Source organism: Mycobacterium sp. SMC-4 (genome assembly GCF_050205565.1).
Classification (GTDB): Bacteria; Actinomycetota; Actinomycetes; order Mycobacteriales; family Mycobacteriaceae; genus Mycobacterium.
On the sequence record NZ_JBNMQU010000007.1, the window covers coordinates 94,110 to 120,704 of the forward strand.

Here is a 26,595-nt window from a genome sequence, read left to right on the forward strand (position 1 = left end):
AGCGTATCGGGTCTCGCGCGGTTGCCCCGGGCAAGGGTGACGGTAACGTCTGCGAAGGTGACGCGGGTGTGCGTGGTCGGCAGTGTCAACGCCGACCTGACGTTTTCTGTGACCGAACTGCCCCGCCCCGGTGAGACCGTGCTCGCGTCCGGGCTGACCACGGCGCCCGGCGGCAAAGGCGGCAACCAGGCGGTGGCCGCGGCCCGCGCCGGCGCCGACGTCGCACTGGTGGCGGCGGTGGGCACCGACGCGGCCGCCGACCAGCTTCGCCGCCACCTGCAGGACAACGGCGTCGAAACCGCCGCGGTGAACGCGGTGCCGGGACCCAGCGGCAGCGCGGTGATCGTCGTCGACGCAGGCGCCGAGAACATGATCGTCGTCGCTCCGGGCGCCAACGCCGCCCTCGACGCCGACGCCCTCGGGCTGCGGCAGGCCGTCACCTCGGCCGACGCGGTCCTGATCCAGCTCGAGATCCCGCTCACCACCGCGGTCGCCGCGGCCGGCCTCGCGCGTGACGGCGGCGCAACCGTCCTGGTCAACGCATCGCCGGCGGGGCACGACCCTGCCGAACTGGAACTGTTGGCCGATGTCACCGACGTCGTGATCGTCAACGAGAGCGAAGCGCCGGTGTGGCTCGACGACGCCCGCCTGCGGGTCGGACATCTGGTCATCACCCGCGGCGCACGGGGCGCCCGCCACATCGCCGGCGGGCAGACACACGACGTGCCGGCGGTCGATGTGCAGCCGGTCGACACCACTGGGGCCGGTGATGTGTTCGCCGGCGTGCTGGCCGCGTCGTGGTCCGACGGGGCCGACGTCGCGCTGCGCCGCGCATGTGCGGCCGGCGCGCTGGCGACGCTGGTGCCCGGTGCCGGCAACTGCGCGCCCTACAGTAAGGCGATCGACAGCGCTATGACAGGAGCATCGCCACGATGACCAACCCGCCCCGCCCACCCGACGGCGACTGGCTCGGCACACCGTTTCTGAAGTTCACCCGGGAAGCGGGGTTCGGGGTGTGCACGCTGGACCGGCCCGAGGCGCGCAACGCGATGACCCCGGCGATGTACTTCGGCATCCGCTACGCGGTTCGTCACGTCGATGCCGATCCCGACCTGGCCGGTCTGCTGATCACCGGCACCGGCGACGTCTTCGCCCCCGGCGGCGACATGGGCGGCGGCGACGGCTCGGACAACTGGCTGACGTTCGGCTCGGCGCTGGGCATGGACGTCACCCCGTTCGAGACGCTGCGCCAGTCCGCCAAGCCGGTGGTCGCCGCCGTCAACGGGCTGTGTCAGGGCGGCGGGCTGCAGATCGCGCTGTGCTCGGACATGGCGGTGGTCAGCGACCGGGCCACCTTCCGGGTGCCGGAGCTCTACCGGGGCATCGCCGACACCTATTACAGCCACATGCTGGCGCGGCTGATCGGACCGGTCCGCACCCGCGACCTGATGTTCACCGGTCGCACGCTGTCGGCGGACGAGGCGCTGGACTGGGGTCTGGTCGCCCGCGTGGTGCCACACGAGGACCTGCACGACGCGGCCCGCGAGGTCCTCGCGCAGTGCTGCCGCACCGCGCCGCATGCCCGCACGGTCATCAAGTCCAGCCTGGACAACTATCTCGGCCTGTACGACCGCATCGGAATGCAGGCCAGTCTCGGCACCCCGGAATCCATCGAGGGGTTCATGGCGTTCAAAGAGCGCCGCTCGCCGAACTGGGTGCATCCGGACCTGCGCACCGACGGGCGCCTGTAGTCCCGATCCTCAGCTGAGGACCAAAGGCTCTGTCGGCGGCAGGCCCTCGGTGTCACGGTGAGCTGATGGACCACCTGACCACCCTGGACGCGGGTTTCCTGGAGGCCGAGGATTCCGATCCTCATGTCAGCCTGGCCATCGGCGGAGTGGCGGTCATGAATGGTCCGCTCCCTGACTTCGGCACGCTCACAACGGTTCTGGAGCAACGGCTGTCGAAGACGCCCCGACTGAGGCAACTGCTGCGGACCCACCCGCTGGATCTGTCCGCGCCGCAGTGGGTGGCCGATCCGGCGTTCGACATCACCCACCACATCCGGCGGGCGGCGCTGCCGAAGCCTGGTGACGACGAGGCGCTGCACCGACTGATCGCCGACATCATGGAGCGGCGCCTGGACCGCGAGCGCCCGCTGTGGGAGTGCTGGGTCATCGAAGGTCTGACCTCGCAGCGCTGGGCCCTGCTGATGAAGATCCACCACTGCCTGGTCGACGGCGTCGCCGCCACCTACCTGCTGACCGCCCTGTGCGACGAGGTGCCGAGTCCGAAAAGCGATCTCGTCCCGACCTCCGATCCTGCGCACACCCTGCCGCGCCTCGACCCGGTCGCCTGGCTGACCGGCGCCGTCAACGGCGTCGTCGGCCTGAGCAGCGTCGCCGCCAAGGCGGTCCGTGGAGTACTCGACCTTGCCGGTGGCTTGCTGAGCCCGTCGCCGTCGGCGCTGAACGGGCCGGTAGGAGTGATGCGCCGCTACACCGCCGCCGAGGTGTCCCGCGACGAGGTCGACCGCATCTGCTCGCACTTCGACGTCACGGTCAACGACGTGGCGCTGACCGCCATCACGGCCAGCTACCGCGCACTCCTGCTCAGCCGCGGCGAACGGCCGCGCCGCGATTCCCTGCGGACGCTGGTGCCGGTCTCGGTGCGCAGCGCCGACGCCGCCGGCGTGCCCGACAACCGCGTCTCCGTGCTGCTGCCCTGCCTGCCGGTCGACGAAAACGACCTGGTGAAGCAGTTGCAGGCGGTGCACGCCCGGCTGACGCAAGCCAAGAGCAGCGGGCAACGTCAGGCCGGCAGCGCAGTGATCGCCGCCGCGGGCCTGATCCCGTTCGCGGTGTCGGCGTGGGCGGTGCGGGCGCTGACCCGTTTTCCGCAGCGCGGAGTGGTGGCCCTGGCCACCAACGTGCCGGGTCCGCGGACACCGCTGACGGTGATGGGACACGAGGTCACCCGGCTTCTGCCGATTCCGCCGCTGGCGCTGCAGTTACGCACCGGGATCGCCATCCTGAGCTACGCCGACCGCCTGAGCTTCGGGGTGCTCGCCGACTATGACGCGGCACCCGACGTCGACGTGCTGGCCTGCGGGATCGAGGACGCGGTGACGCGGCTGGCCGAACTGACGACGGTGCCGCACCGCACCACCGCGCTGGGCACGCTGGCCCTGCTGCACTGAGGGAGCATCAACCCTCGGGAACCGACCGTTCGATCTCGTCGAGCCAGGTGCGCGCCGACATGTCCGACGGGGCACGCCAGTCACCGCGCGGCGACAACGACCCGCCCGCAGACACTTTCGGTCCGTTGGGCAGCGCCGAGCGTTTGAACTGGCTGAATGAGTAGTACCGCTGCGCGAACACCTGCAGCCAGTGCCGAATCTCTTTGAGCGAGTACGACGGCCGCTTGTCGTCCGGCAGTCCGGCGGGCCAGTCCCCGCGCTGCGGGTCGCTCCACGCATGCCAGGCCAGAAACGCCACCTTCGACGGCCGGAATCCGTAGCGCAGCACCTGGAACAGCGAGAAGTCCTGGAGGACATACGGTCCCACCTTGCCCTCGCTGCTCTGGATCTCCTCGTCCTCGCCGGCGGGCACCAACTCCGGGCTGATCTCGGTGTCGAGCACCGACTGCAGCACCTCGTTGACGGTGTCATCGAACTGGTTCGACGAGATCACCCACCGAATCAGATGTTGAATCAACGTCTTCGGCACGCCCCCGTTGACGTTGTAGTGCGACATCTGGTCGCCCACCCCATAGGTCGACCAACCCAACGCGAGCTCGGAGAGGTCGCCGGTGCCCAGCACGATGCCGCCGCGCTGGTTGGCCAACCGGAACAGATAATCGGTCCGTAGGCCGGCCTGGACGTTCTCGAAGGTGACGTCGTAGACCTTCTCCCCGCGCGCGAACGGATGATCCATCTCCGAGAGCATCAACTGCGCGGTTTCGGAGATGTCGATGGTCTCGAAGGTCACCCCGAGTGCTTCGGCCAGCCGGGTCGCGTTGTTCCTGGTGCGATCCCCGGTGGCGAAGCCCGGCAGCGTGAACGCCAGGATGTCGCTGCGCGGCCGCTCCTCTCGGTCCATCGCCCGGGCCGCGACGATCAGCGCGTGCGTGGAATCCAGACCGCCGGACAGGCCCAGCACGATCTTGGGGAAATTTAACGCGCGCAGGCGCTGCTCGAGCCCGGCCACCTGGATGTTGTAGGCCTCGTAGCAGTCCTGTTCGAGCCGGTCGGGATCAGAGGGCACGAACGGGAACCGTTCCACCTCGCGCAGCAGGCCGATGTCATCACCGGGTGGGTCGAGCCGGAACTCGATGCGCCGGAACGCGTCGTCGTCGATGACGTGATGACGGCGGTTGTCGTCGAAGGTGCCCATCCGCACCCGCTCGTTGCGCAGCAACTCGACGTCGACGTCGGCCACCGAACGTCGCGGGCCCGTCGGGAACCGTTCGGACTGGGCCAGGCACACGCCGTTCTCCCAGATCATGGTCTGCCCGTCCCAGGACAGGTCGGTGGTGGACTCGCCGGCACCGGCGGCGGCGTAGACGTATGCGGCCAGACAGCGCGACGACGCCGACCGGGCGAACAGGCAGCGGTCGTCGGCGCGGCCGATGGTGATGGGACTGCCCGACAGGTTGGCCAGCACCGTCGCTCCGGCCAGCGCGGCCTCCGCACTGGGCGGGATCGGAACCCACATGTCCTCGCAGATCTCGACGTGCAGCACGAACGCCGGTACATCGGCCGCCGCGAACAACAGGTCCGACCCGAACGGCACATCGGTGCCGGCCAGCCGGATCTCGCCGCGTTCGTCGTCACCGGGGGCGATCTGCCGCTTCTCGTAGAACTCGCGGTAGTTGGGGATGTAGGACTTCGGCACCACGCCCAGCACCTGACCGCGATGGATGACGACCGCGGTGTTGTAGATCCGGTTGCGGTGGCGCAGCGGCGCTCCGATCACCAGCACCGGCAGCAGCTCGGCCGACGCCGCTGTGATCGACGCCACCGCCTCCTCGACCGCCTCCAGCAGAGCATCCTGCAGCACGATGTCCTCGATCGAGTAGCCCGTCAGGGTCAGCTCGGGGAACACCGCCAAAGCCACACCGTCGTCGTGGCATTCGCGCGCCAGCTGCAGCACCGCGTCGGCGTTGCCCGCGGGGTCGGCCAGAGCGGTGTGGTGGGTGCACGCCGCGACGCGGACGAAGCCGTGCCGGTAAGCGGAGTAGAAATCCATGCCCACATTGTTGCCCGCAACCGCCACGGGGTATGCAAGCGACATGACCAAGACCGCGGTGCTGATCATCGACATGATGAATACCTACGACCACCCCGACGCCGAGAAACTGGCGCCGAACGTCGAGGCGATCGTCGACCCGTTGGCCAAACTCATCGCCGATGCCCGTGGCCGAGACGACGTGGACCTCATCTACGTCAACGACAACTACGGTGACTTCACCGCCGAGTTCAGCGACATCGTGCGGTCGGCGCTCGACGGCGAACGTCCCGACCTGGTCAAACCGATCGTCCCGCAGCAAGGGTTCCGGGTCATGACCAAAGTGCGGCACAGCGCGTTCTACGCGACCTCGCTGGCATACCTGTTGACTCAGCTGGAACCCGAGCGGGTCGTGTTGACCGGGCAGGTGACCGAACAGTGCATCCTCTACACCGCGCTGGACGCCTACGTCCGGCACTTCCCGGTGGTCATCCCCCGCGATGCCGTCGCCCACATCGACCCTGACCTGGGTGATGCGGCGTTGCGCATGATGGAGCAGAACATGAGCGCAGAATTGATCGCTGCCTCGGATTGCCTGCACTGATTTCGGTGTCGTCGGCGATGCCTACTGTGGAGGTCGTGGAGTCCCCCGAACTGGTCGCGCTGCTGCGCGGTTGTCGTGTCGCGGTGCTCACGGGCGCCGGCATGTCCACCGACTCGGGCATCCCCGACTATCGGGGCCCGGACTCCCCGCCCAGCAACCCGATGACCATTCAACAGTTCACCTCCGATGCGGTGTTCCGGCAGCGGTACTGGGCCCGCAACCACGTCGGCTGGCGCCACATGGACGACAAGATGCCCAACGCCGGGCATCGCGCGCTGGCCACGTTGGAGCGCGCCGGGGTGGTCACCGGGCTGATCACCCAGAACGTCGACCTGTTGCACACCAAGGCCGGCAGCCAAGCGGTGGTGAACCTGCACGGAACGTATGCGCGGGTGATCTGTCTGCAGTGTGGTCACTCGATGTCGCGGGCCGCGCTGCACGACCTGCTCACTGCCGCGAACCCGGGGTTCCTGGAACGCGCCGAAGCCGTCGGCGCCATCGCCGTCGCACCCGACGCCGACGCCATGGTCGAGGACACCTCGCACTTCCGCGTCGTCGACTGTCCGGCGTGCGGCGGCATGCTCAAACCCGACATCGTCTACTTCGGTGACAGTGTCCCCAAACCCCGTGTGGAGGTTGCTTTTTCGATGGTCGACAACGCCGACGCCCTGCTGGTCGCGGGATCGTCACTGACCGTGTACTCGGGGTACCGGTTCGTCCGGCACGCGGTTGCGCGCGGGATACCCGTGGCGATCGTCAACCGCGGACCCACCCGCGGCGACGACCTGGCGACAGTGAAGATCGACAACGGCTGCTCCCCCATGCTGGCGTTGTTGGCCAATGAGCTGCCCGCCGCGACGACTCCGGCCTCGGCATGACCACGGCACTGGCACGTCTGCGGCCGAACGCCGGGCCCGTCCGGGGCCGTTGGGGTTTCGGGCTGGGAGATCTCGTCGTGCAGATCAGCCGGGCCCCGGGCCCCCTCGACGAGGTGCTGCGTCAGCTCAACCACTTCGGCGCGCTGGTCATCAGTGCCGAATCGGTGGAGTTCGACGGAGACTCCGTGGACTGGTCCGACGTCAAGGACATCGAAACGCACAGTCTCCTCGGCTATCTCGTCTCCGGAGCCCTGGACCGCCAGCTCGGGAAGCTCCCGGTGCCGCGCTTCCCGGGGCGGCGGATCGCGCTCGGACTGGTCTCCGATGCGGCGCTGACGGCGCTCGTGGCGCTCACCGGAGACGCGCTGCGCCCCGTCTTCGATGTGCGGATCCCGGCGGAGGTCAACTACAAGGGCACGTTCCGGCGTCGCACGCTCAGTCCAGGAGTGGTGCCCACGCTGTTGATGGCCGATCCGGCGGTGCGCGAGGCGCTGATCCAGACTGCCAAGGCTCACGGCATCCCGGTGCGCCGCACCGACAGCGACGCCGTCGACGACGCCGAGGAACGCGCCCGACGGATCAAGACGGTCTGGACGCGTCTGGCCGCACTGTCCGAAAACCTCTCTCGCTGAGCCGGATACAGATTTTTGTCGGACCCCGTCGGCATGATGGGGGTATGTCTTCCGTCGAGGAGTTGGTCGGCCCCGAGGTGGGTCCGGCTGATCGCTTGGACGAGCTGTTCGACGAGCTCGCCGAGCTGACCGGCCAGCGTAATGCCATCGATGGGCGCATCGTGGAGATCGCTGCCGAGATGGAGGGGCGCTGTCTGTGGGGGATGACCGGGGCGCGGTCGCTGGCGGCGACGGTGGCCTGGAAGATCGGGTGTTCCTCGGGCAACGCCGAGACCATCGCAGCGGTCGCACAGCGTTTGGAGGCTTTCCCGTTGTGTGCGGCGGGGATGCGCGAAGGCAGGCTGTCGTTGGATCAGGTCGGGGTGATCGCCAAGAACGCCGCCGACGGCTCAGATGCCCACTATGCGCAGCTGGCCAGTGTGGCCACGGTGAATCAGTTGCGCACGGCGGTGAAATCGGAACCCAAACCGCCCAAGCCCAACCCGGAACCGCAGACCGGTATCAGCAAGTCCACCAGAGATGATGGCTACACGACTTGGCGGATCACCCTGCCCGCACCGGAATCGGCGAGGTTCGAGTCTGCGCTGGCGGCCCACCACGACGGCCTGATCACCGACTGGAAACACCAGCGCGGCAACGACACCGGCGACGACGACCCGGACGACAGCTTCAGCGCCAACCCCGACGATGACCAGTTGGGCTTCAACGATTTCGGTGACGACGGGCCGGTGCGGGTGCGCCCGCCGATGCCCAACCGGGTCGACGCATTCCTGGCGCTGGTCGACACAGGTTGGGACGCCGAAGTGGCGCACCGTCCGCACGGGCAGCGCACCACCGTCATCGTCCACCTCGATGTCAAGGACAAAATCGGGTCGCTGCATCTAGGGCCGCTGCTTTCCGACGGCGACCGCAGGTATCTGACCTGTGACGCGACCTGTGAGGTGTGGTTCGAACGCGACGGCCAACCCATCGGCGCGGGACGCGCCACCCGCACCATCAGCCGGCGGCTACGCCGTGCGCTGGAACGACGGCACCCGACCTGCGCGGTCCCCGGCTGCGAATCCACCCGCGGGCTGCACGCCCACCACTTGCGACACTGGGAAGACGGCGGTCCCACCGAACTGGACAACCTGGTGCTGCTGTGCCCGTATCACCATCGGGCCCACCACCGCGGCGACATCACCCTCACCGGACCGGCCACCGACCTCGTCGTCACCGACGCCGACGGTGACCCCCTGCACCCCGGCTCGCTGGCCAGGCCACCGAGCACACCCCCACCAGATGTTCCACCGTGTCGCGGCCCGCTCGGCGATCGCGTCGACTGGTGGTGCTACGACCCCTTCGAACCCCCACCCCCCACGGACAATTGAGTGCGGCGGCTATCGCCGCACCGAGGGCTCTCGTGAAGCTCGGCGGCATTGTCCGCCGGCTGACGACGACTCACGGTTGTCGGGACGCTGGTTGTGTGATTCAGTTCGCCGATGGGCGTGACGGTCACCGAGCGGGTCATCGGGACGAACGGTGTGCAGTTGCGCACGCTCGAGGCGGGCCGTCCCGGGGACCCACTTGTGGTGCTGGCCCATGGCTTTCCGGAGCTGGCCTATTCGTGGCGGCGCCAGATACCGGTACTCGCCGAGGCCGGATATCACGTGTTGGCGCCCGATCAACGTGGCTACGGCGGGTCATCGCGGCCCGATGCGGTCGATGCTTACAGCATCGACGCGTTGACCGGCGACCTGATCGGCCTGCTGAATTACGCCGGCGCTGAACGAGCCGCTTTCGTGGGCCACGATTGGGGCGCGATAGTCACGTGGAATCTGCCGTTGTTGTACCCCGACCGGGTCAGCGCGGTCGCGGGCCTGGGCGGACCGCCGGTACCTCGGTCACGGAAGCCGCCGACAACGGTCTGGCGCACCATTTTCGGCGAGAACTTCTTCTACATTCTCTACTTCCAGGAGCCCGGGGTTGCCGACGCCGATTTGGGGCGCGACCCGGCGACAACGATACGACGCGCGCTGGCCGGGCGGTCAACGCGTGAGGAGCTGGCCGCTGCTATGCAGCGGACAGGACCAGAAGGCTATGTCGACCGGCTGCCGGAACCGGAGGCTCTGCCGGTTTGGTTGAGTCAAGATGAACTCGACTACTACATCAGGGAATTCAGCCGCACAGGGTTCACCGGTGCGCTGAATTGGTATCGCTGTTTCGACCGAAACTGGGAGCTGACCGCCGACACACCGGCCACCACGATCACGGCTCCATCGTTGTCCATCATCGGCTCCGACGATCCGGTGCTGTCGTTCACGCGTACCGACCGCTATGCAGAGGTGGTCAGCGGGCCCTATCGTGAGCTGATCATCGACGACGCAGGACACTGCATTCAGCAGGAGCGGCCCGACGAGGTCAACCGGGCGCTGCTGGATCTGCTCTCCGGATCGCCGTGAGTCAGCCAACCGCGAACGGTTGACCCGCCGGAGAATCAGCCGGGAAAGACGCGGACCAAGTCGTCGGCGTGCACGGCAGGACGCCGCATCTCCGCCGGCAGGTCCGAGGTGGACCGACCCAGCATGGTGGCCAGTTCCCCTGCGTCGTAGGCGACCACTCCCCGGGCGACCACAGTCCCATCCTGGGCCTGCAATTCGACGACGTCGCCGCCGTAGAAGCGGCCTGACAGGGCCGTGATACCCGCCGGCAGCAATGACCGTCGTTGCTGCACAACAGCTTTGACCGCACCGTCGTCGAGGGTCAGGGTGCCGTTGGCTTCCGCGGCGTAGCGCACCCAGAACTTGCGCGACGACATTCGCTCGGCTCGCGGCGCGAACACCGTGCCCACCGAGGCGTCGGTGAGTGCCGACGCCGCGTCGGAGGCCGCGGCCAGCAGCACCGGAGTCCCGGCGTCGGCGGCCAGCAGCGCCGAGGACAACTTGGAGACCATGCCGCCGGTGCCCAGGCTGCTGCCCCGCCCGGCGGTGACGTCGTCCAGGTCCGCGGGTCCGGCCACCTCGGCGATGAACCGCGCGTTCCCCTTACGGGGGTCGCTGTCGTAGAGGCCGTCGATGTCCGAGAGCAGGATCAGCGCGTCGGCACCCACCAGGTGCGCGACCAGCGCGGAGAGCCGATCGTTGTCGCCGAATCGGATCTCGTTGGTCGCCACGGTGTCGTTCTCGTTGACGATGGCGACCGCGTGCAGGGCGCGCAACCGGTCCAGCGTGCGGGCGGCGTTGGTGTGTTGGACGCGCATCGAGATGTCGTGCGCGGTCAGCAGAACCTGGCCGACGGTGCGGTGGTAGCGAGCGAACGCCGTGCTCCACGAGTTGACCAACGCCACCTGCCCGACACTGGCCGCGGCCTGCTTGGTGGCCAGATCGGTGGGCCGCCGACTCAACCCGAGCGGCTCGATTCCGGCGGCGATCGCACCCGAGGACACGATCACCACGTCCGAACCGGACTTCATCCGCGCTTCGATCGCGTCGGCGAGATACTGCAGGCGGCTCGCGTCGAACTTGCCCTCCGGCGTGGTCAACGCTGTGGTGCCGATCTTGACGACCACCGAGCGGGCGTTGCGGATGGATTCCCGGTGCGCGGAGCGCGCCGGATCACCGGAGTGCGCGGTCATCACTCCCGGGTCTCCCGGCGGGCCTTGCGCGCTGCTTTTCGTTCGTCGGCCCCGACGCGGCCGGTCTGCTCGAGTCGCACATCGGTGCCACGGCCGGACAGATGGACGTCCACGCCGGCCGGTGTCTGCGGTTCCCAGTCGAAGGTCATGTCGCCGATGGTGACCGCGCACCCCGGTTTGGCGCCGAGTTTGAGCAACTGGTCTTCCACACCCAGACGCGCCAACCGGTCGCCGAGGTAACCGACGGCTTCGTCGTTGTCGAAGTTGGTCTGCGCGACCCAGCGTTGGGGGCGCGCCCCGCGCACGATGAACCCACCTTCGCCGTCGGGCTCGACCGAGAACGCCGTCTCGTCGACGGGGATGGGTCGGATCACCGGACGACGCGCCACCACCTCGGGTTGCGCGGCGCGATAGGCCGCCACCATGTCCCACAGAGCGAACGTCAACGGCCGCAACCCTTCCCGGGTCACGGTGGACACTTCGAAGACCGGCCAACCGAACTTCTCGGCGATGTCCTCGCGCAGAAACTCGGCGAGCTCGCGGGCGTCGGGGACGTCGATCTTGTTGAGCACCACCGCCCGTGGCCGCTGCGCGAGGTCACCGAGGGTGGAGTCGCCCTGAAGCGTCGGGGTGTAAGCGGCCAGCTCGGCTTCGAGAGCCTCGATGTCGGAGATCGGGTCGCGGTCGGATTCGAGTGTGGCGCAGTCGACGACATGGACCAGCACCGCGCACCGCTCGATGTGGCGCAGGAAGTCCAGGCCCAGTCCCCGACCTTCCGACGCGCCGGGAATCAGACCCGGAACGTCAGCGACGGTGAAGGTGTGCTCGCCCGCCGACACCACGCCCAGGTTGGGAACGAGGGTGGTGAACGGATAGTCGGCGATCTTCGGTTTCGCGGCCGAGATCGCCGACACCAGCGACGACTTGCCGGCCGAGGGGAATCCGACGAGGCCGACGTCGGCGACCGTCTTGAGCTCCAGGGTCAGCTCTCGGATCTGACCCTTTTCGCCGAGCAGAGCGAATCCCGGGGCTTTGCGAGCCCGCGACGCCAACGCCGCGTTGCCCAGGCCGCCGCGTCCGCCGGCGGCAGCTTCGAAGCGGGTGCCGGCGCCGACGAGGTCGGCCAACAGATGACCGTTCTCGTCGAGGACGACGGTGCCGTCGGGCACCTTCACCTCGAGGTCGTCGCCGGCGGCTCCGTCACGGTTGCTGCCCGCGCCCTGCTTGCCGGAGGGCGCGACGATGTGCGGGTGGAAGTGGAAGTCGAGCAGGGTGTGAACCTGCGGGTCGACGACGAACACCACGCTGCCACCGTGACCGCCGTTGCCGCCGTCGGGACCGCCGAGCGGCTTGAACTTCTCGCGGTGCACCGAGGCGCACCCGTTACCGCCGTTACCGGCCCGCGCGTGAACGACGACGCGGTCGATGAACCGGGGCATCGGACTTCCTTTCCAGGACGAAATCTCTCGTTTTGCGGGCGACGTGCGAGAGCCCGGCGAGCAAAACGGTGATCTCGACGGAGAAGTCAGGCCTCGCTGCGGGTGACGCGCACGATGTTGACGAACTTGCGTCCGCGCTTGGTGCCGAACTCGACGGCGCCGGGCGCGGTCGCGAACAGGGTGTCGTCACCGCCACGACCGACGTTGACGCCGGGGTGGAAGTGAGTGCCGCGCTGACGGACCAGGATCTCGCCGGCCTTGACGACCTGACCGCCGAACCGCTTCACGCCGAGACGCTGCGCGTTCGAGTCACGACCGTTGCGTGAGCTGGAAGCGCCCTTCTTGTGTGCCATGTCTGTCGCTCCCGTCCTTACTTGATGCCGGTGACCTTGAGCACCGTCAACTGCTGACGGTGGCCCTGGCGCTTGTGATAGCCGGTCTTGTTCTTGAACTTGTGGATCCGGATCTTCGGGCCTTTGGTGTGCTCGAGCACCTCACCGGTGACCGCGACCTTCTCCAGGGCCTTCGCGTCGGTGGTCACGTTCGCGCCGTCGACCACCAGGGCCACGGGCAGAGAGACCGAGGCACCGGGCTCGGCGTCGAGCTTCTCCACCTTGACGATGTCGCCGGCGGCCACCTTGTACTGCTTGCCGCCGGTCTTCACGATCGCGTACGTGGCTGTTTGCGCTGCCATCGTTGGTCTTCCTCTGCTTCGCGTGCGGGCGCGCATCACCCGAGGGTGTGCGTGCGGGTCTGGTGCGGGAAACTCATCCCGCTCTCCGGCCGGCCAGGGGCAGGCCCAGGAGACAACTGCTCAAGGTTACGTGACCAGCGGCTGGAGAATCAAACCGCTCAGTCGTTGGCGGGTGGCCCGGCCGGTCGAGCTGCCGCTCGCCGACGCTGCCGGCCCGGGCGGGACACGACGACAGGCACCTCGACCTCGTCGTCCTCATCCTCGTCCTCGTCTGAGTCGTCGTCCTCGGAGTCGTCCTCGTCGGAGTCGTCATCATCGGAATCGTCGTCTTCGGAGTCGTCGTCTTCGGAATCGTCGTCAGAATCGGAGTCGACGACGTCGATGTCGTCCTCGATCTCCTCCTCGTCGTCGTCGAGGTCGATCTCGTCTTCGTCCGACTCCTCAGAGTCGTCGGATTCGTCGATGTCCGCATCGTCGGCGTCCTCGTCCGTGTCGTCCTCATCGGAGTCGCGCGCCGTGACGGCGCGCCGCACGGCGTCCGGCTCGAGCTCGGCCACCTCTTCAGCGGTCTGCTCGTTGTCCTCGGAGCGATCGTCGTCGTCCTCGTCCTTGCCGTTCGCGGCGGCCATCGCCTTGAACATCGGGTGCTCACCCGGGCTGTGCGACGGCAGCTTGGCGACCTGCACATCCTGCGGCTCACGAGCGGCGCGCTTGCCACGCTTGCTGCGGCGGCTGCTACCGCCCCCGTTGTCCGACTTGCGTCCGCCGCCGCCTCCTCCAGAGGAGTTGGAGTCCACCGGGTCACCGTGCAGCACGATGCCGCGTCCACCACAGTGCGTGCACGAGGTGGAGAAGGCTTCGATGAGCCCGGTACCCAGACGTTTGCGCGTCAGCTGCACCAGCCCCAGCGACGTCACCTCCGACACCTGATGGCGGGTGCGGTCGCGAGCCAGGGCTTCGGTCAACCGGCGCAACACCAGGTCACGGTTAGATTCGAGGACCATGTCGATGAAGTCGATGACCACGATGCCGCCGATGTCGCGCAGCCGCAGCTGGCGCACGATCTCCTCGGCGGCCTCGAGGTTGTTGCGGGTGACGGTCTGCTCGAGGTTGCCGCCCGAGCCGGTGAACTTGCCGGTGTTGACGTCGACGACGGTCATCGCCTCGGTGCGGTCGATCACCAGGGTGCCGCCCGACGGCAGCCACACCTTGCGATCCATGGCTTTGGTCAACTGTTCGTCGATGCGGTGCACGGCGAAGACATCCGGCCCGTCGTTCGAGGCCGGCTCGTACTTGGTCAACCGCGGCATGAGCTCGGGCGCGACGTCCTCGACGTAGTCGTTGATGGTCTTCCACGCGTCGTCGCCCGAGACGATCAGCCCGGAAAAGTCCTCGTTGAACAGGTCGCGGATCACCTTGACCAGCACGTCAGGCTCTTCGTAGAGCGCGACCGCGGCGCCGGCCTTCTTGGCGGTGATCTCGGCGGCCTTGGCTTCGATCTCGTTCCACCGCTTCTGCAGGCGTTCGACGTCAGAACGGATGTCGTCTTCCTTGACGCCCTCGGAGGCAGTGCGGATGATCACGCCGGCATCCGACGGCACCACCTCGCGCAGGATCTCCTTGAGCCGCTGGCGTTCGGTGTCGGGCAACTTGCGGCTGATCCCGGTGGACGACGCACCCGGCACATACACCAGATAGCGGCCGGCCAGCGACACCTGCGTGGTCAGGCGGGCGCCCTTGTGACCGACAGGGTCCTTGCTCACCTGGACGACGACGTAGTCGCCGGGCTTGAGCGCCTGCTCGATCTTGCGGTTCTGCCCGCCCAGACCCGCGGCCTCCCAGTTCACCTCACCGGCGTAGAGCACGCCGTTGCGTCCGCGGCCGATGTCGACGAACGCCGCCTCCATCGACGGCAACACGTTCTGCACGATGCCCAGATAGATGTTGCCGACCAGCGAGGCCGAACCCGCCGAGGTGACGAAGTGTTCAACCACCACACCGTCTTCGAGCACGGCGATCTGGGTGTAGCGGGCGCCTTCGTGCGGCGGCTCGGTGCGGACCTTGTCGCGCACCACCATCACGCGCTCGACGGCCTCCCGCCGGGCCAGGAACTCGGCCTCGGACAGGATCGGCGGCCGGCGGCGGCCGGCGTCGCGGCCGTCGCGGCGCCGCTGCCGTTTGGCTTCCAGCCGGGTGGAACCGCTGATGCCCTGGATGGCGTCGGGATCGGAAGTGGACTTGTCGTTGCGGTCGTTCTTGCGGGGTTCGCGCTCGTGCACGACCGTGTTCGGCGGGTCGTCGGGTGAGGTGCCGTCGTTGTCGTCACCGGAGCCGGACTTGCGGCGACGGCGGCGCCGGCGACGGCGGGTGCTCGCGTCTCCGCCGTTGCCGTCGTCGTCGCCGCTGTCATCGTCGTCGTCGGAATCGGTGTCCGAGCTGTCGGTATCGGCCGGGGTCTCGCCGTCGCCGTCGGACGAGGCGTCGTCCCCGTTCTGCTCACCCCGACCGCGACCGCGCCCGCGGCGGCCGCGACGGCGCCGCTTGGCGGCGGGGCGACCACCCTGATCGTCGTCGGAGTCCTCGTCGGAATCCGCGTCGGCATCGTCGTCGGAGTCGTCGTCGTCGCTGTCGTCGTCGGGTTCGAACCGCACCGGTTGCGGTGCGACGAACAGCGGCAGGTAGTCGGCCGGCTCCGCGGCCGGCGCAGGTGGGGTCTCCAGGATGAGCCGGGACTCAGGCTCTTCCTCGACGGCGGCCGGCGCCTGGGGCTCGGGCTCTTCCTCGACGGCGGCCGGCGCCTGGGGCTCGGGCGCGTCCGCCTCGGCCGGCGGCTCGGGCGCGTCCGCCTCGGCTGCGGGCGCATCCGTCTCGGCGGGGGCCTCGGTTGCGGGTTCGTCCGCAGGCGGCGCCTCGGCGGAGGCTTCGGGTTCGGGCTGGGCTTCAGCTTCGGGCTGAGCGAGAACCTCGCGCACCCGGTCGGCTTCCTCGCGCCCGATGGTCGAATGCGCGCTGCGGGTACGGCCGTCGAGCTCGAGGAGTGCGTCGATGATGCGCCGGCTGGTGGTACCGAGCACCCGCGCCAGCGAATGGACTCTCAGGCGTTCCTGAGGTGCCTGCTTGGCTCCACCGGCAGAGACAGCTGGTTGCTGCACCTCTTCCGGGAGATCGTGGGTCGGAGCTTCAAAATTCTCATTGTCGGCCACGTATTCTCCTCAAGCCCCCGGGCGCGTCGTGTTGCTGACGCGGCCACGCGAGGGCTTCCGATTTGGCGTTCGAGCTCCGATTTCTCGGTTCCCCGAACTCGTTATGGTCTTGCTCCGAGTAGATCCCGCGGGATCAGGCTCAGTGCCGGTCTGAATGATGGCTGGACGGTCCGCGCCGCACCGCAGCAGCGATGGTCGCGCTCGTCGAAGTCTTCATTCGGGTGGCCGTCCCGGGTCTGTCAAGACGGTCACCCGAGCCCAGTATCCCACACCACAACACGTGGACCGTTCAGGCCGGGGTCCGTCGCGTCGGCAGCGGCTCCGGCCGCCCGGCTAACCGGCCGGGAACCAGAGATCGATCTCGCGGGCCGCGGACTCCGGCGAGTCCGAGCCGTGCACGAGGTTGAACTGCGTCTCCAGGCCCAGGTCACCGCGAATGGTGCCCGGGATCGCCTTCTCGACCGGATCGGTGCCGCCGGCCAACTGACGGAAGGCCGCAATGGCCCGCGGCCCCTCGAGGACGGCGGCAACCACCAGACCGGACGTGATGAACTCCAGCAGCGAGCCGAAGAACGGCTTGCCGTCGTGTTCGGCGTAGTGAGCGCGGGCCAGGTCGTCGCTGACGTTCTTCAGTTCGAGCGCCACGATGTCGAGGCCTTTGGCTTCGATCCGGCTGATGATCTCGCCGATCAGTCGACGCTGCACACCATCGGGCTTGATCAAAACCAGGGTTCGCTCAGTCACGGGCGACAGCCTACCGACTGGTTACTCGGGCTCGATCTGCTGGCCCGGCAGCAGCCCGCGCCGCTGCCGGCGGAGCACCTCGGCGCGCAGGTAGGCGATCAGCAGCCAGACGACGACGAACAGCAGTCCGATGAAGCCCAGTCCGGGATAGATCAGCCAGCCGACGACCAGCAGCAGTTGCACGGCCAGATTCGCCCAGATGGCCCAGGAGCGGCCCTGCACGCCGGCCATCAACACCAACAGCACCGCGACCCCGACGACGTAGCCCGTCGACAGCGGGCTCAGACCGCCGCCCACCGCGCCGATGACGGGCAGCGCGAGCAGGACGACGATCGCCTCCAGGATCAGCGTGCCCGCCATGACGCCGCGGAAGCTGCGCCACGGGTCGGGGGGCGAGGTCGGTGCGCTCATGCCGGGTCCTTTCCGAACAGGGTCCGCGCAGCACCGGCGGTCACCACCGAGCCGGTGATCACGATCCCGGCGCCGCTCATCGCGGCTCCTGTCTCGCTGTCGGCGCCGGAGTCCTCGACCAGCGCCGTGGCGGTCTCGATGGCGTCGGGCAGCGTGGCCGCCACCACCACCCGCTCGGGACCGAAGATCTCCTCGGCCTTGACGGCCAGCGCGTCGACCTCCAAGGCGCGCGGCGACCCGTTGTGGGTGACGACGAGTTGGTCGAAGGCCGGCTCCAGAGCCGCCAGCAGACCGTCGACGTCCTTGTCGGCCATCACCGACACCACGCCGACGAGATAGCGGAAGTCGAACTCCTCCCCCAACGCCTGCGCCAGCGCCGCGGCTCCGGCCGGATTGTGGGCGGCATCGATGAATACCGTTGGCGCGCTGCGCATCCGCTCCAGACGGCCGGGAGAGGTGACGCCCGCGAAGCCCGCGCGCACGGCGTCGACGTCGAGCTGGCGTTGCGCACCGGCGCCGAAGAACGCCTCCACCGCCGCCAGCGCGAGCACGGCGTTGTGCGCCTGGTGTTCGCCGTGCAGGGGCAGGAAGATATCGGAGTAGACCCCGCCGAGGCCCTGCAGCTCCAGCAGCTGACCACCGATCGCCAGCGCTCGGCTGAGCACGCGGAACTCGGAGTCCTCTCGTGCGACCGCGGCATCGGCGCGGACCGCTTGTGCGAGCAGGACCTCCATGGCCTCCGGATCCTGACGTCCGATCACCGCGACGGTGTCGGTGGGGACGAGGTCGTCACGCTGCTTGGTGATGATGCCGGCCTTCTCCCCGGCGATGGCGCTGATGCTGTCCCCCAGATAGTCGGTGTGATCCATCCCGATGGGCGTGATCACCGCGACCGGGGCGTTGACGACGTTGGTGGCGTCCCAGCGGCCACCGAGCCCGACCTCGACGACGGCCACGTCGACCGGGGCGTCGGCGAACGCCGCGAAAGCCATCGCGGTGACCACCTCGAACTTGCTCAGCCGGGGTCCACCGGAGGCTTCGGACTGTCGGTCGACCAGTTCGACGAACGGCTCGATCTCACGGTAGGTCTCGACGTAGGTGGCCGGGCTCACCGGGACGCCGTCGATGCTGATGCGTTCTACCGCCGACTGCAGGTGCGGGCTGGTGGTGCGGCCGGTGCGCCGGTGCAGCGCGGTCAACAACGCATCGACCATGCGAGCCACCGAGGTCTTGCCGTTGGTGCCGGCGATGTGGATCGACGGATAGCCCTGCTGCGGCGAGCCGAGCATCTCCATCAACGCCGAGATTCGCGCGGTGCTCGGCTCGATCTTGGTCTCCGGCCACCGCTGGTCGAGCAGGTGCTCGACCTGCAGCAGCGCTGCAACCTCGTCGGGAGTGGGCTCGGAGGTGCTCATCAGGGCTGCGCCGGTAGTGCGCCCAAGCGTGCGGTGATCCGCTCGACTTCCTCCTGAGCCACCTGCCGGCGGGCTCGGATCTTGTCGACGACATCGGCCGGCGCCTTGGCCAGGAACGCGTCGTTGCCCAGCTTGGCCGAGGTACCCGCCAGTTCCTTCTGCGCGGCGGCGAGATCCTTTTCGAGCCGGCGCCGCTCGGCGGCCACGTCGACGGTGCCCGAGGTGTCGACCTCGACCACGACCGTGGCATTCGACAGGCGCACCTCCACCGCGGCAGAGGCCGAGAAATCCTCGGTCGGCGGTGTCAACCACGCCAGCGCGCTGACCGCCGGCACGTGCGCGTCCAGGCCTGCCGCGCTGATCTGAGACAGCCGCGCCGGGACCCGTTGCCGGTCGGCCAGGCCCTGGTCGCTGCGGAATCTGCGCACCTCGGTGATCAGCTTCTGCATGTCGGCGATGTGCTGCGCCGCAACGGGATCCAGGCTGATGCCGCTGGGCACGGGCCAGTCGGCGATGACCAACGATTCCACATGTCCCGGCGCTTCGCTCGCCCCGGTCAGGGCCTTCCACAACACCTCGGTGACGAACGGCATCACCGGGTGCAGCAGCTTGAGCAGAGCGTCGAGGACGGCGGCCAACACTGCCGTCGTGTGTGAGATCCCCTCGCCGAGTTGCACTTTGGCCAGCTCGACATACCAGTCGCAGAACTCGTCCCAGGCGAAGTGGTACAGCGCCTCGCACGCGCGGTTGAACTCGTAGGCGTCGAACGCCGAATCCACCTCGGCGCGAACTTCTTCCAACCGGCCCAGAATCCACCGGTCGGCGTCGGTGAGCTGCTCGGCCGGCGGCAGCGGCGCCGGGGCGGCGCCGTTGAGCAACGCGAACCGGGTCGCGTTGAACAGTTTCGTGGCGAAGTTGCGCGAGGCGCGGGCGTGGTCCTCACCGATCGACAGGTCGCCGCCCGGGCTCGCGCCGCGGGCCAGGGTGAACCGCAACGCGTCGGCGCCGAACTTCTCCACCCAGTCCAGCGGGTCGATGCCGTTTCCGCGCGACTTGCTCATCTTGCGGCCGAACTCGTCGCGAATCAGGCCGTGCAGGAAGACATTCTGGAACGGCACCTGCGGGCGCGCGCCGCCGGCGGCACCGCCGGTGATCGCCGGGTCATCACCGACGAACGTGCCGAACATCATCATGCGCGCCACCCAGAAGAACAGGATGTCGTATCCGGTGACCAGCACAGTCGTCGGATAGAACTTCTCCAGTTCCGGGGTGCGCTCGGGCCAGCCCATCGTCGAGAACGGCCACAGCGCCGAACTGAACCAGGTGTCCAGCACGTCGGGGTCCTGCTCCCAGCCCTCGGGCGGCGTCTCGTCCGGCCCGACGCAGACGAACTCGCCGTCGGGTCCGTGCCAGATCGGGATGCGGTGACCCCACCACAACTGCCGGGAGATGCACCAGTCGTGCATGTTGTCGACCCAGCCGAACCACCGCGGTTCCAAGCTGGCGGGGTGGATCACGGTGTCGCCGTTGCGAACCGCGTCGCCGGCCGCCTTGGCCAGGGCGTCGACCTTCACCCACCACTGCAGGCTCAGCCGCGGCTCGATCGGCTCCCCGCTGCGCTCGGAGTGCCCGACGCTGTGCAGGTACGGACGCTTCTCGGCGACGATGCGGCCCTCGGCCGCCAGCGCCTCGCGCACCGCGACGCGGGCCTCGAACCGGTCCATCCCGTCGAACTGCGTGCCGGTGTCGGTGATGCGGCCTTTGGTGTCCAGGATCGACGGCATCGGCAACTGGTGCCGGACCCCGATCTCGAAGTCGTTGGGGTCGTGCGCCGGGGTGACCTTGACTGCGCCGGTTCCGAATTCGGGATCGACGTGCGTGTCCGCAACGACGATGATTTCGCGGTCCAGGAACGGGTGCGGGAGGGTCTGGCCCACCAGATGACGGTAACGGTCGTCGTCGGGGTGCACCGCGATCGCGGTGTCGCCGAGCATGGTCTCCAGCCGCGTGGTCGCCACCACGATGTGGGGTTCGTCGTCGGACAGCGAGCCGTAACGGAACGACACGAGTTCGCCTTCGACGTCCTCGTATTTCACCTCGAGGTCGGAGATCGCGGTCTCGAGCACCGGCGACCAGTTGACCAGCCGTTCAGCCCGGTAGATCAGCCCGGCGTCGAAAAGACGCTTGAAGATGGTGCGCACGGCGCGCGAGAGGGTTTCGTCCATGGTGAACCGGTCGCGGCTCCAGTCCACGCCGTCGCCGAGGCGCCGCATCTGCGCACCGATGGTGCCGCCGGACTCGCGTTTCCAGTCCCACACCTTCTCGATGAACAGTTCGCGGCCGAAGTCCTCTTTGGTCTTGCCGTCTGCGGCGAGCTGCTTCTCCACGACCGTCTGGGTGGCGATGCCGGCATGGTCCATCCCCGGCAGCCACAGCACCTCGAAGCCCTGCATGCGCTTGCGGCGGGTGAGGGCATCCATCAGCGTGTGATCGAGCGCGTGGCCCATGTGCAGGCTGCCGGTGACATTGGGCGGGGGCAGCACGATCGAGTACGCCGGCTTGCTGCTGGCCGGGTCGGCGGTGAAGTACCCGGCGTTCACCCAGCCTTCGTAGAGTCCGGTTTCGACCGCCGCGGGATCCCACGTCTTGGGCAGGGCATCGAGACCGGGGTTGGTGAGAGGCTGGGAGGTCACCGAGCCATTCTAGGAAGGCTGCGGGGTCAGAGCCGAGAGACCTCCAACGACACCCCTGCGGCCGGGAGACGCGTCAGCAGCGCATCGCCCATCGCCGAGGCCGGCGTCAACACTCCGCGCAGGTCAGAGAGCTTGTCGCGGTCCAGCGCCAGCGCGAGACCGCTCTCAGCCAGCAGCACCGAGGTGGCCTTGTAGCCAGGGTCGCCCTGTTGGGACATGGTGGCGCGGTAGCGCGCGCCGCTCGAGGTGGTGGTGTAGGTCTCCACGGTGTAGTGGCCGCGCTCCCGGGTCCGCTCGTCGGGTCCGGTCCCGGGTTTGGGCAGCACCCGCTCGAGCATCCCGCGCGGTACACGGTTGAGGAATCTGCTGCCCAGGCCCATCGTGGCGACGTTGCCGCCGGTGGCCATCGCGGCAGCGACGGGCGCGACCACCGACCGTCCGGTGCTCATCTGTTCGGCGTACTCGAATCGTCGTCCGTACGGGTACTCGAGCAACGCGTTGGTGCGCCGCACGATGCGGGTGTTGGGCAGCGCCATCGGGAAGGCTCCCACCCAGTAGCCGTCGAGTTCGGGCGCGATCTCGCGGCCTCGCCGCCACCGCGCGTCGGGCTGCGCCCCCAGCGGCGGTTCGGCGGCCCGGTCGGGGGTCAGCGTGTACGGGTCTTCGAGCAGCCGCCGCGCTTCCTGGTCGAGCGACGCTTCCCGGGCCAGCTCGGTCATGGAGGCGACGGTTCCGCCCGACACACCGCCGGCGAACCGGCGCACCACGAGGTTGGTGTCCTCGAGTTGCCCGGTGCCGTCGCGCTCGGCCTGGCGGTACAACGCGAAGACTGTCAGGTCGGACGGGATGGAGTCGAAGCCGCACGAGTGCACGATGCGCGCGCCGGTGTCGTGGGCCTGCTTGTGATAGGTGTCGATGCACCGCCGGATGAACAGGGTCTCGCCGGTGAGGTCGGCGTAGTCGGTCCCGGCCGCGGCGCACGCCGCCACCAGCGGTTCGCCGTACCGCAGGTAGGGCCCGACTGTGGTGACCACGACACGGGTACGCGCCGCCATGTCGGCCAGAGTGGACGGCTGCGACGCGTCGGCGGTGATCAACGGCCAGTCTTGGGCCTCGGCGCCCAATGTCTCCCGGACCGCGAGCAGCCGGTCGGCGGAGCGCCCGGCCAGCGCGATCCGCGCGCCGTGCTGGGAAGTCGCGAAGTACTGGGCCGTCAGTTTCCCGACGAATCCGGTCGCGCCGTAGAGGACTATGTCGAATTCGCGTTCGTCAGCAGCCATGTGTTCGACGCTACTCCAGCATTTCCGGCCACCGGCAGTCCTTCTGGCCGAGGACATGGCCGGCCAGAAACGCCAGCACCACCTGGTACCAGAGCTTGGCGTGCTGCGGTTGCAGCACCCAGTGGTTCTCAGACGGGAAGTAGAGGAACCGGTGGGCGGTGGTGCCGTCGTCGGCGGCCGGCAGCCCGGACGCGCTGAGCAGTTCGTACCAGAGCCGCAACGCCTCGCCGATCGGCACGCGGTAGTCCTTGTCGCCGTGGATCACCAGCATCGGGGTCACGATGTCGGCGACATATTGGTGCGGCGAGTTCTCGGCGGCCATCGCCGGTGTCATCTCGCGTGCCCACCAGTAGGCGCTGTCGGTGGTCGGCCCGAATTGGTCGAGCGCCCACAGGCTGGCGTGGGTGACGATCGCGCGGAAGCGGTCGGTGTGACCGGCGATCCAGTTGGCCATGTAGCCGCCGAACGAGCCCCCCATCGCAGCGGTGCGCGTCGCATCGACGCCGGGATGCGCACAGGCGGCGTCGGTGGCGGCCATCAGGTCGTCGTACGGCGCCGCGCCCCAGGCACCCCAGCCGCGCTGGATGAACCGCTGGCCGTATCCGGTCGACAGCGCCGGGTCCGGCAGCAGGACCGCGTAGCCGGCGGCGGCCATCACCCAGGGATTCCACCGCCAGTGCCAGCTGTTCCAGCTGCCCAGCGGTCCGCCGTGGATCCACAGCAACAGGGGCGCTGGTGCCTCGCCGTGCGGCAGCACCAGCCAGGAGCGGACGACGTGTCCGTCGGGAGTTTCGGCGGTCACCTCGGTCAGGCTGCCGGGCAGGGTCGGCGGGTCCACGCATGGAAGCACCGTCACCGAGCCGTCTGCGTCGATGCGCACCGGGTGCGGGGGCGCGGTGTAGGAGCTGCGCAACGCGTACAGCACGCCACCGGGTGCTGCGCGCACGTCGGTGTAGGTGTGGTCGTCGGCGACCAGCGGCTGCACTGCCCCCGTCTGCGGATCGACGGTGAAGATGGGTCCGCGGCCGTACTCGTCAGCGGTGACGATGAGCGACGACCCGTCACTCGACCAGGTCACCGAGGTGGGCCAGCGGTCCCAGTCGCCGGTCAGTTCGACGGGAGCACTGTCATCGAAGCGTTTGAGCCACAGAGTGATTCGCGGGGCCTGCTGCGGGGTCGAGATGGTCTCCCGGGTGTAGGCGACGGCGGCCCCGTCCGGTGATATGGCCGGCGCGGCCATGTCGGCCTCCGGGTCGTCGACCACGGTGACGCGGTCGCCGGTCGCGAGGTCGATGCGGACCAGGATGCTGCGCTGCGCGGCACCCGGCGCGGGTCGGCGCCACGTCGTCACCAGAAATGTGCCGTCACGGCTGACGTCGACGTCCGCCTCCCGCACAGCGTCACCGGCATCCGGTGTCAGGTTCTCGAAGTCCCCGTTGTCATCGGTCCGGAACAGGTGCGCGCGCCCCGGGCCGAGGTCGTGGTCCCAGTACCGCACCGGATAGCCGCTGTGCAGCAGGGCCGAGACCTTGTTGTCTTTGCGCAGCGTGCGCCGCCGCTCGTCGTCTCCGAGGGTTGTCGCGCCAGGAAGCAGCGACGAACCGATCACCAGGGTCGGCGCGGCCTGGGCCGGCAGTGCACGGTCCACACCGCCGGGAAACGTGGCCTCTTCGCGGGCTTCACCACCGGTGGCGGGTAGCCGCCACAGTGAGCGGGGCGGGGCGTCGTCGTCTTCGTCCGAGCGCACCGCCAGGAAGAGCAGGTCGTTGCTGTCGGTGAACTGCGGTGCGGATTCCCCTTTGGCGCCGTAGGTGATTCGGCGCGCGGGTTGCCGTCCTGCGGGGTCGAGCTCCCAGATGGCACTGCGGAATTCGGTGCGCTTGTCGTTGAGTTGCGACACCGTGGTGACCAACCGGCTTCCGTCGGGGGACACGGCCAGGCCCGCCACCCGGGGTAGGGCCAGGAAGTCGTCGAGCTCATGGAACGGGGTGGCGGCGGGATCGTTCGCAGCAGGGGCCATGAGGATTTCGTAACACATTGCCCGGCATCACTTCACACGAAGTTAACGCACCTTGACCGGTGGGACACATTCGCGGGGTTAGCGTCAGCGTCGTACACCGTCAGTACCTCGAGAGCACTGCGGATAAACCGCGCTCTCGGCAAACCCCACAGCCCCGCCGGAGGTCCCCATTGACACCTGAAGTCGAGGACGCCCTTGCGTCCATGACGGCAGTCAACAACGAGTTCTTCTACTGGATGTCCATCGCGTTGATGATGCTCATCCACGCCGGCTTCCTCGCCTACGAGGTCGGGGCGTCGAGGTCGAAGAACGTGCTCGCCACCGCCATGAAGAACCTCTTGGCGCTGGCGACGATCATCGCGTCGTTCTTCTTCGTCGGCTGGTTCCTCTACAACGCGATGCCCAGCGGTTTCATCGAGTTCAACGACGCCGCCAAGGCGGCGCTGCCGTGGAGCGACAACATGGGCCCCAACCTCGAAGACCAGGCCAGCGGCATCTTCTGGGGTGCTTTCGCGTTGTTCGCCGCGACCACCGGTTCCATCATGTCCGGCGCAGTCCTCGAACGTATCCGGACCAGCGGCTTCCTCGTGCTGACGGTGATGGTGGGGTCAGTGACCTGGATCATCGGCGCGGCGTGGGGCTGGCACGGCGCCGGTTGGATGCTGACAAAACTCGGGTTTCACGACGTCGGCGCCGCAGGATGCGTACACATGATCGCCGGTTTCGCCGCGCTGGGCATCCTGATCAACCTCGGTCCGAGAATCGGCCGGTTCCTCCCCGACGGCACCGCAGTGACCATCCGTCCGCACAACCTGCCGCTGACGATGCTGGGCTTGATGCTGATCTTCACCGGCTTCTTCGGATTCCTGATGGGCTGCGTGATCTACGCCGGCGACGGGTTTTCGACCATCTATGCCAGCCCGACGACGCTGAGCGCGTTCGTCTTCAACACCCTGATGGGCTTGGCGGGCGGCATCATCGGTGCGTACCTGACCTCCCGCGGTGAGCCGTTCTGGACGATTTCGGGTGGCCTGGCCGGAATCATCGGCGTGGCATCGGGTATGGACCTCTACCACCCGGCGCTGGCGTTCGTACTCGCACTCGGCGCCGGCGCACTGATCCCCTACCTCGGCAAGCTGCTGGAGAAGTTCCGCATCGACGATGTCGTGGGCGCAGTGGCGGTGCACGGCGGCATCGGGCTGTACTCGGTGCTGATGGCCGGCGTGTTCCTGTGGGGCTACCCCAACACCGGTGGAAATCCGTCGATTTCGCTGTGGGGCCAAGCGGTCGGTGCGCTGGTCTTCGCGGCTCTCGGCTTCCTTCCGGCCTATCTCGTCTCGCTCGGTCTGAAAAAGGTGGGGTTGCTGAGGATTCCGAAGGAAGTGGAGGCACAGGGGCTGGATCTGAGCGAAGTGCCCGCAACACCGTATCCCGAAGGCATCCCGGTGACGGTCATGCCCGTCAACGGAAGCAAGGCGATCGTCGGCATGTTGGAGGTGAAGTAAGTGTTCAGTCCGATCGACAGCTACGAGGATGCCGGCGTCGTGTTCACCTTCGGCGGCCACTCGTTCGGCGTGTGGTTCTGTTTCCTGCTGGCGGCGCTGTTGTTCGTCGGGTTCTTCGTGCGGATGATCATCCACGAGAGCAAGGCGTACAAGGCCATCATCGAGAACCAGCCGGTGGAACCGGGACCGGCGGCCGAAGGAGAGCCGACCACCTACTGAGCAGACGCGAAATCGCC

The 26,595-nt window shown here is 68.2% G+C and carries 22 protein-coding genes; 10 read left to right on the plus strand and 12 right to left on the minus strand.

Annotation, left to right across the window (positions count from 1 at the left end):
- Window positions 1-57 precede the first annotated feature (57 nt).
- The 3 genes from ACQI46_RS13905 (at window position 58) to ACQI46_RS13915 (ending at window position 3,199) form a co-directional block, all read left to right on the plus strand.
- Window positions 58-936: a ribokinase gene (locus ACQI46_RS13905; RefSeq protein WP_427094594.1), complete on the plus strand. Its 879-nt coding sequence runs from the start codon at window positions 58-60 to the stop codon at window positions 934-936.
- Window positions 933-1,751 (plus strand): enoyl-CoA hydratase/isomerase family protein, encoded by an 819-nt coding sequence (locus tag ACQI46_RS13910; RefSeq protein WP_427094595.1) that lies wholly within the window; start codon window positions 933-935, stop codon window positions 1,749-1,751. Before ACQI46_RS13905 ends, ACQI46_RS13910 begins: the two co-directional genes overlap by 4 nt.
- Before the next feature lie 65 nt (window positions 1,752-1,816).
- Window positions 1,817-3,199, plus strand: coding sequence for a WS/DGAT/MGAT family O-acyltransferase (locus ACQI46_RS13915; protein WP_427094596.1), 1,383 nt, complete (start codon window positions 1,817-1,819; stop codon window positions 3,197-3,199).
- Window positions 3,200-3,206: 7 nt separating this feature from the next.
- On the opposite strand, the gene ACQI46_RS13920 is transcribed toward ACQI46_RS13915, so the two are convergent.
- The gene (locus ACQI46_RS13920; protein WP_427094597.1) at window positions 3,207-5,249 is read right to left on the minus strand and encodes an NAD(+) synthase; all 2,043 of its coding nucleotides are present in this window, start codon (window positions 5,247-5,249) and stop codon (window positions 3,207-3,209) included.
- Window positions 5,250-5,292: 43 nt separating this feature from the next.
- On the opposite strand from ACQI46_RS13920, the gene ACQI46_RS13925 reads away from it, so the two are divergent.
- The 5 genes from ACQI46_RS13925 (at window position 5,293) to ACQI46_RS13945 (ending at window position 9,783) form a co-directional block, all read left to right on the plus strand.
- A complete protein-coding gene (locus ACQI46_RS13925; RefSeq protein WP_427094598.1) occupies window positions 5,293-5,832 on the plus strand; it encodes a cysteine hydrolase family protein in 540 nt (179 codons plus the stop codon).
- Between the two features lie 35 nt (window positions 5,833-5,867).
- Complete coding sequence (locus ACQI46_RS13930; protein WP_427094599.1) at window positions 5,868-6,710, plus strand: NAD-dependent protein deacetylase; 843 nt, start codon at window positions 5,868-5,870, stop codon at window positions 6,708-6,710.
- Window positions 6,707-7,342: a hypothetical protein gene (locus ACQI46_RS13935; protein ID WP_427094600.1), complete on the plus strand. Its 636-nt coding sequence runs from the start codon at window positions 6,707-6,709 to the stop codon at window positions 7,340-7,342. The genes ACQI46_RS13930 and ACQI46_RS13935 overlap by 4 nt, the downstream gene beginning before the upstream one ends.
- Window positions 7,343-7,386: 44 nt before the next feature.
- Window positions 7,387-8,712 carry an HNH endonuclease signature motif containing protein gene (locus ACQI46_RS13940; protein WP_427094601.1) on the plus strand — a complete coding sequence of 442 codons (1,326 nt, stop codon included), beginning with the start codon at window positions 7,387-7,389 and terminating at the stop codon, window positions 8,710-8,712.
- A 111-nt stretch (window positions 8,713-8,823) separates the two neighbouring features.
- Window positions 8,824-9,783, plus strand: coding sequence for an alpha/beta fold hydrolase (locus tag ACQI46_RS13945; protein WP_427094602.1), 960 nt, complete (start codon window positions 8,824-8,826; stop codon window positions 9,781-9,783).
- Between the two features lie 35 nt (window positions 9,784-9,818).
- On the opposite strand, the gene proB is transcribed toward ACQI46_RS13945, so the two are convergent.
- The 11 genes from proB to ACQI46_RS14000 all read right to left on the minus strand — a co-directional run bounded on the left by proB (window position 9,819) and on the right by ACQI46_RS14000 (window position 24,854).
- Window positions 9,819-10,955, minus strand: coding sequence for a glutamate 5-kinase (gene proB / locus ACQI46_RS13950; RefSeq protein WP_427094603.1), 1,137 nt, complete (start codon window positions 10,953-10,955; stop codon window positions 9,819-9,821).
- Complete coding sequence (gene obgE, locus ACQI46_RS13955; protein WP_427094604.1) at window positions 10,955-12,394, minus strand: GTPase ObgE; 1,440 nt, start codon at window positions 12,392-12,394, stop codon at window positions 10,955-10,957. The genes proB and obgE overlap by 1 nt, the downstream gene beginning before the upstream one ends.
- Before the next feature lie 86 nt (window positions 12,395-12,480).
- Window positions 12,481-12,747, minus strand: coding sequence for a 50S ribosomal protein L27 (gene rpmA, locus ACQI46_RS13960; protein WP_427060742.1), 267 nt, complete (start codon window positions 12,745-12,747; stop codon window positions 12,481-12,483).
- A gap of 17 nt (window positions 12,748-12,764) precedes the next feature.
- Entirely contained in the window at window positions 12,765-13,088 is a 324-nt protein-coding gene (gene rplU, locus ACQI46_RS13965) for a 50S ribosomal protein L21 (RefSeq protein ID WP_427094605.1), read from the minus strand.
- A 158-nt stretch (window positions 13,089-13,246) separates the two neighbouring features.
- Window positions 13,247-16,291, minus strand: a complete 3,045-nt coding sequence (locus tag ACQI46_RS13970; RefSeq protein WP_427094606.1) for an Rne/Rng family ribonuclease — start codon at window positions 16,289-16,291, stop codon at window positions 13,247-13,249.
- Between the two features lie 333 nt (window positions 16,292-16,624).
- Window positions 16,625-17,035, minus strand: a complete 411-nt coding sequence (ndk, locus tag ACQI46_RS13975; protein WP_427094607.1) for a nucleoside-diphosphate kinase — start codon at window positions 17,033-17,035, stop codon at window positions 16,625-16,627.
- A 21-nt stretch (window positions 17,036-17,056) separates the two neighbouring features.
- The gene (locus tag ACQI46_RS13980) at window positions 17,057-17,446 is read right to left on the minus strand and encodes a DUF4233 domain-containing protein (RefSeq protein WP_427094608.1); all 390 of its coding nucleotides are present in this window, start codon (window positions 17,444-17,446) and stop codon (window positions 17,057-17,059) included.
- Window positions 17,443-18,861: a bifunctional tetrahydrofolate synthase/dihydrofolate synthase gene (gene folC / locus ACQI46_RS13985; RefSeq protein ID WP_427094609.1), complete on the minus strand. Its 1,419-nt coding sequence runs from the start codon at window positions 18,859-18,861 to the stop codon at window positions 17,443-17,445. Before folC ends, ACQI46_RS13980 begins: the two co-directional genes overlap by 4 nt.
- Entirely contained in the window at window positions 18,861-21,554 is a 2,694-nt protein-coding gene (locus tag ACQI46_RS13990) for a valine--tRNA ligase (RefSeq protein ID WP_427094610.1), read from the minus strand. The genes folC and ACQI46_RS13990 overlap by 1 nt, the downstream gene beginning before the upstream one ends.
- A 26-nt stretch (window positions 21,555-21,580) precedes the next feature.
- The gene (locus ACQI46_RS13995; RefSeq protein ID WP_427094611.1) at window positions 21,581-22,834 is read right to left on the minus strand and encodes a saccharopine dehydrogenase family protein; all 1,254 of its coding nucleotides are present in this window, start codon (window positions 22,832-22,834) and stop codon (window positions 21,581-21,583) included.
- 10 nt (window positions 22,835-22,844) lie between these two features.
- Window positions 22,845-24,854: a prolyl oligopeptidase family serine peptidase gene (locus ACQI46_RS14000; RefSeq protein ID WP_427094612.1), complete on the minus strand. Its 2,010-nt coding sequence runs from the start codon at window positions 24,852-24,854 to the stop codon at window positions 22,845-22,847.
- Between the two features lie 170 nt (window positions 24,855-25,024).
- On the opposite strand from ACQI46_RS14000, the gene ACQI46_RS14005 reads away from it, so the two are divergent.
- Together ACQI46_RS14005 and ACQI46_RS14010 are read left to right on the plus strand one after the other, a co-directional pair.
- Window positions 25,025-26,359, plus strand: a complete 1,335-nt coding sequence (locus tag ACQI46_RS14005) for an ammonium transporter (RefSeq protein ID WP_427094613.1) — start codon at window positions 25,025-25,027, stop codon at window positions 26,357-26,359.
- Window positions 26,360-26,578, plus strand: coding sequence for a hypothetical protein (locus ACQI46_RS14010; RefSeq protein WP_427094614.1), 219 nt, complete (start codon window positions 26,360-26,362; stop codon window positions 26,576-26,578). It abuts the gene before it with no gap.
- Window positions 26,579-26,595: the final 17 nt, after the last annotated feature.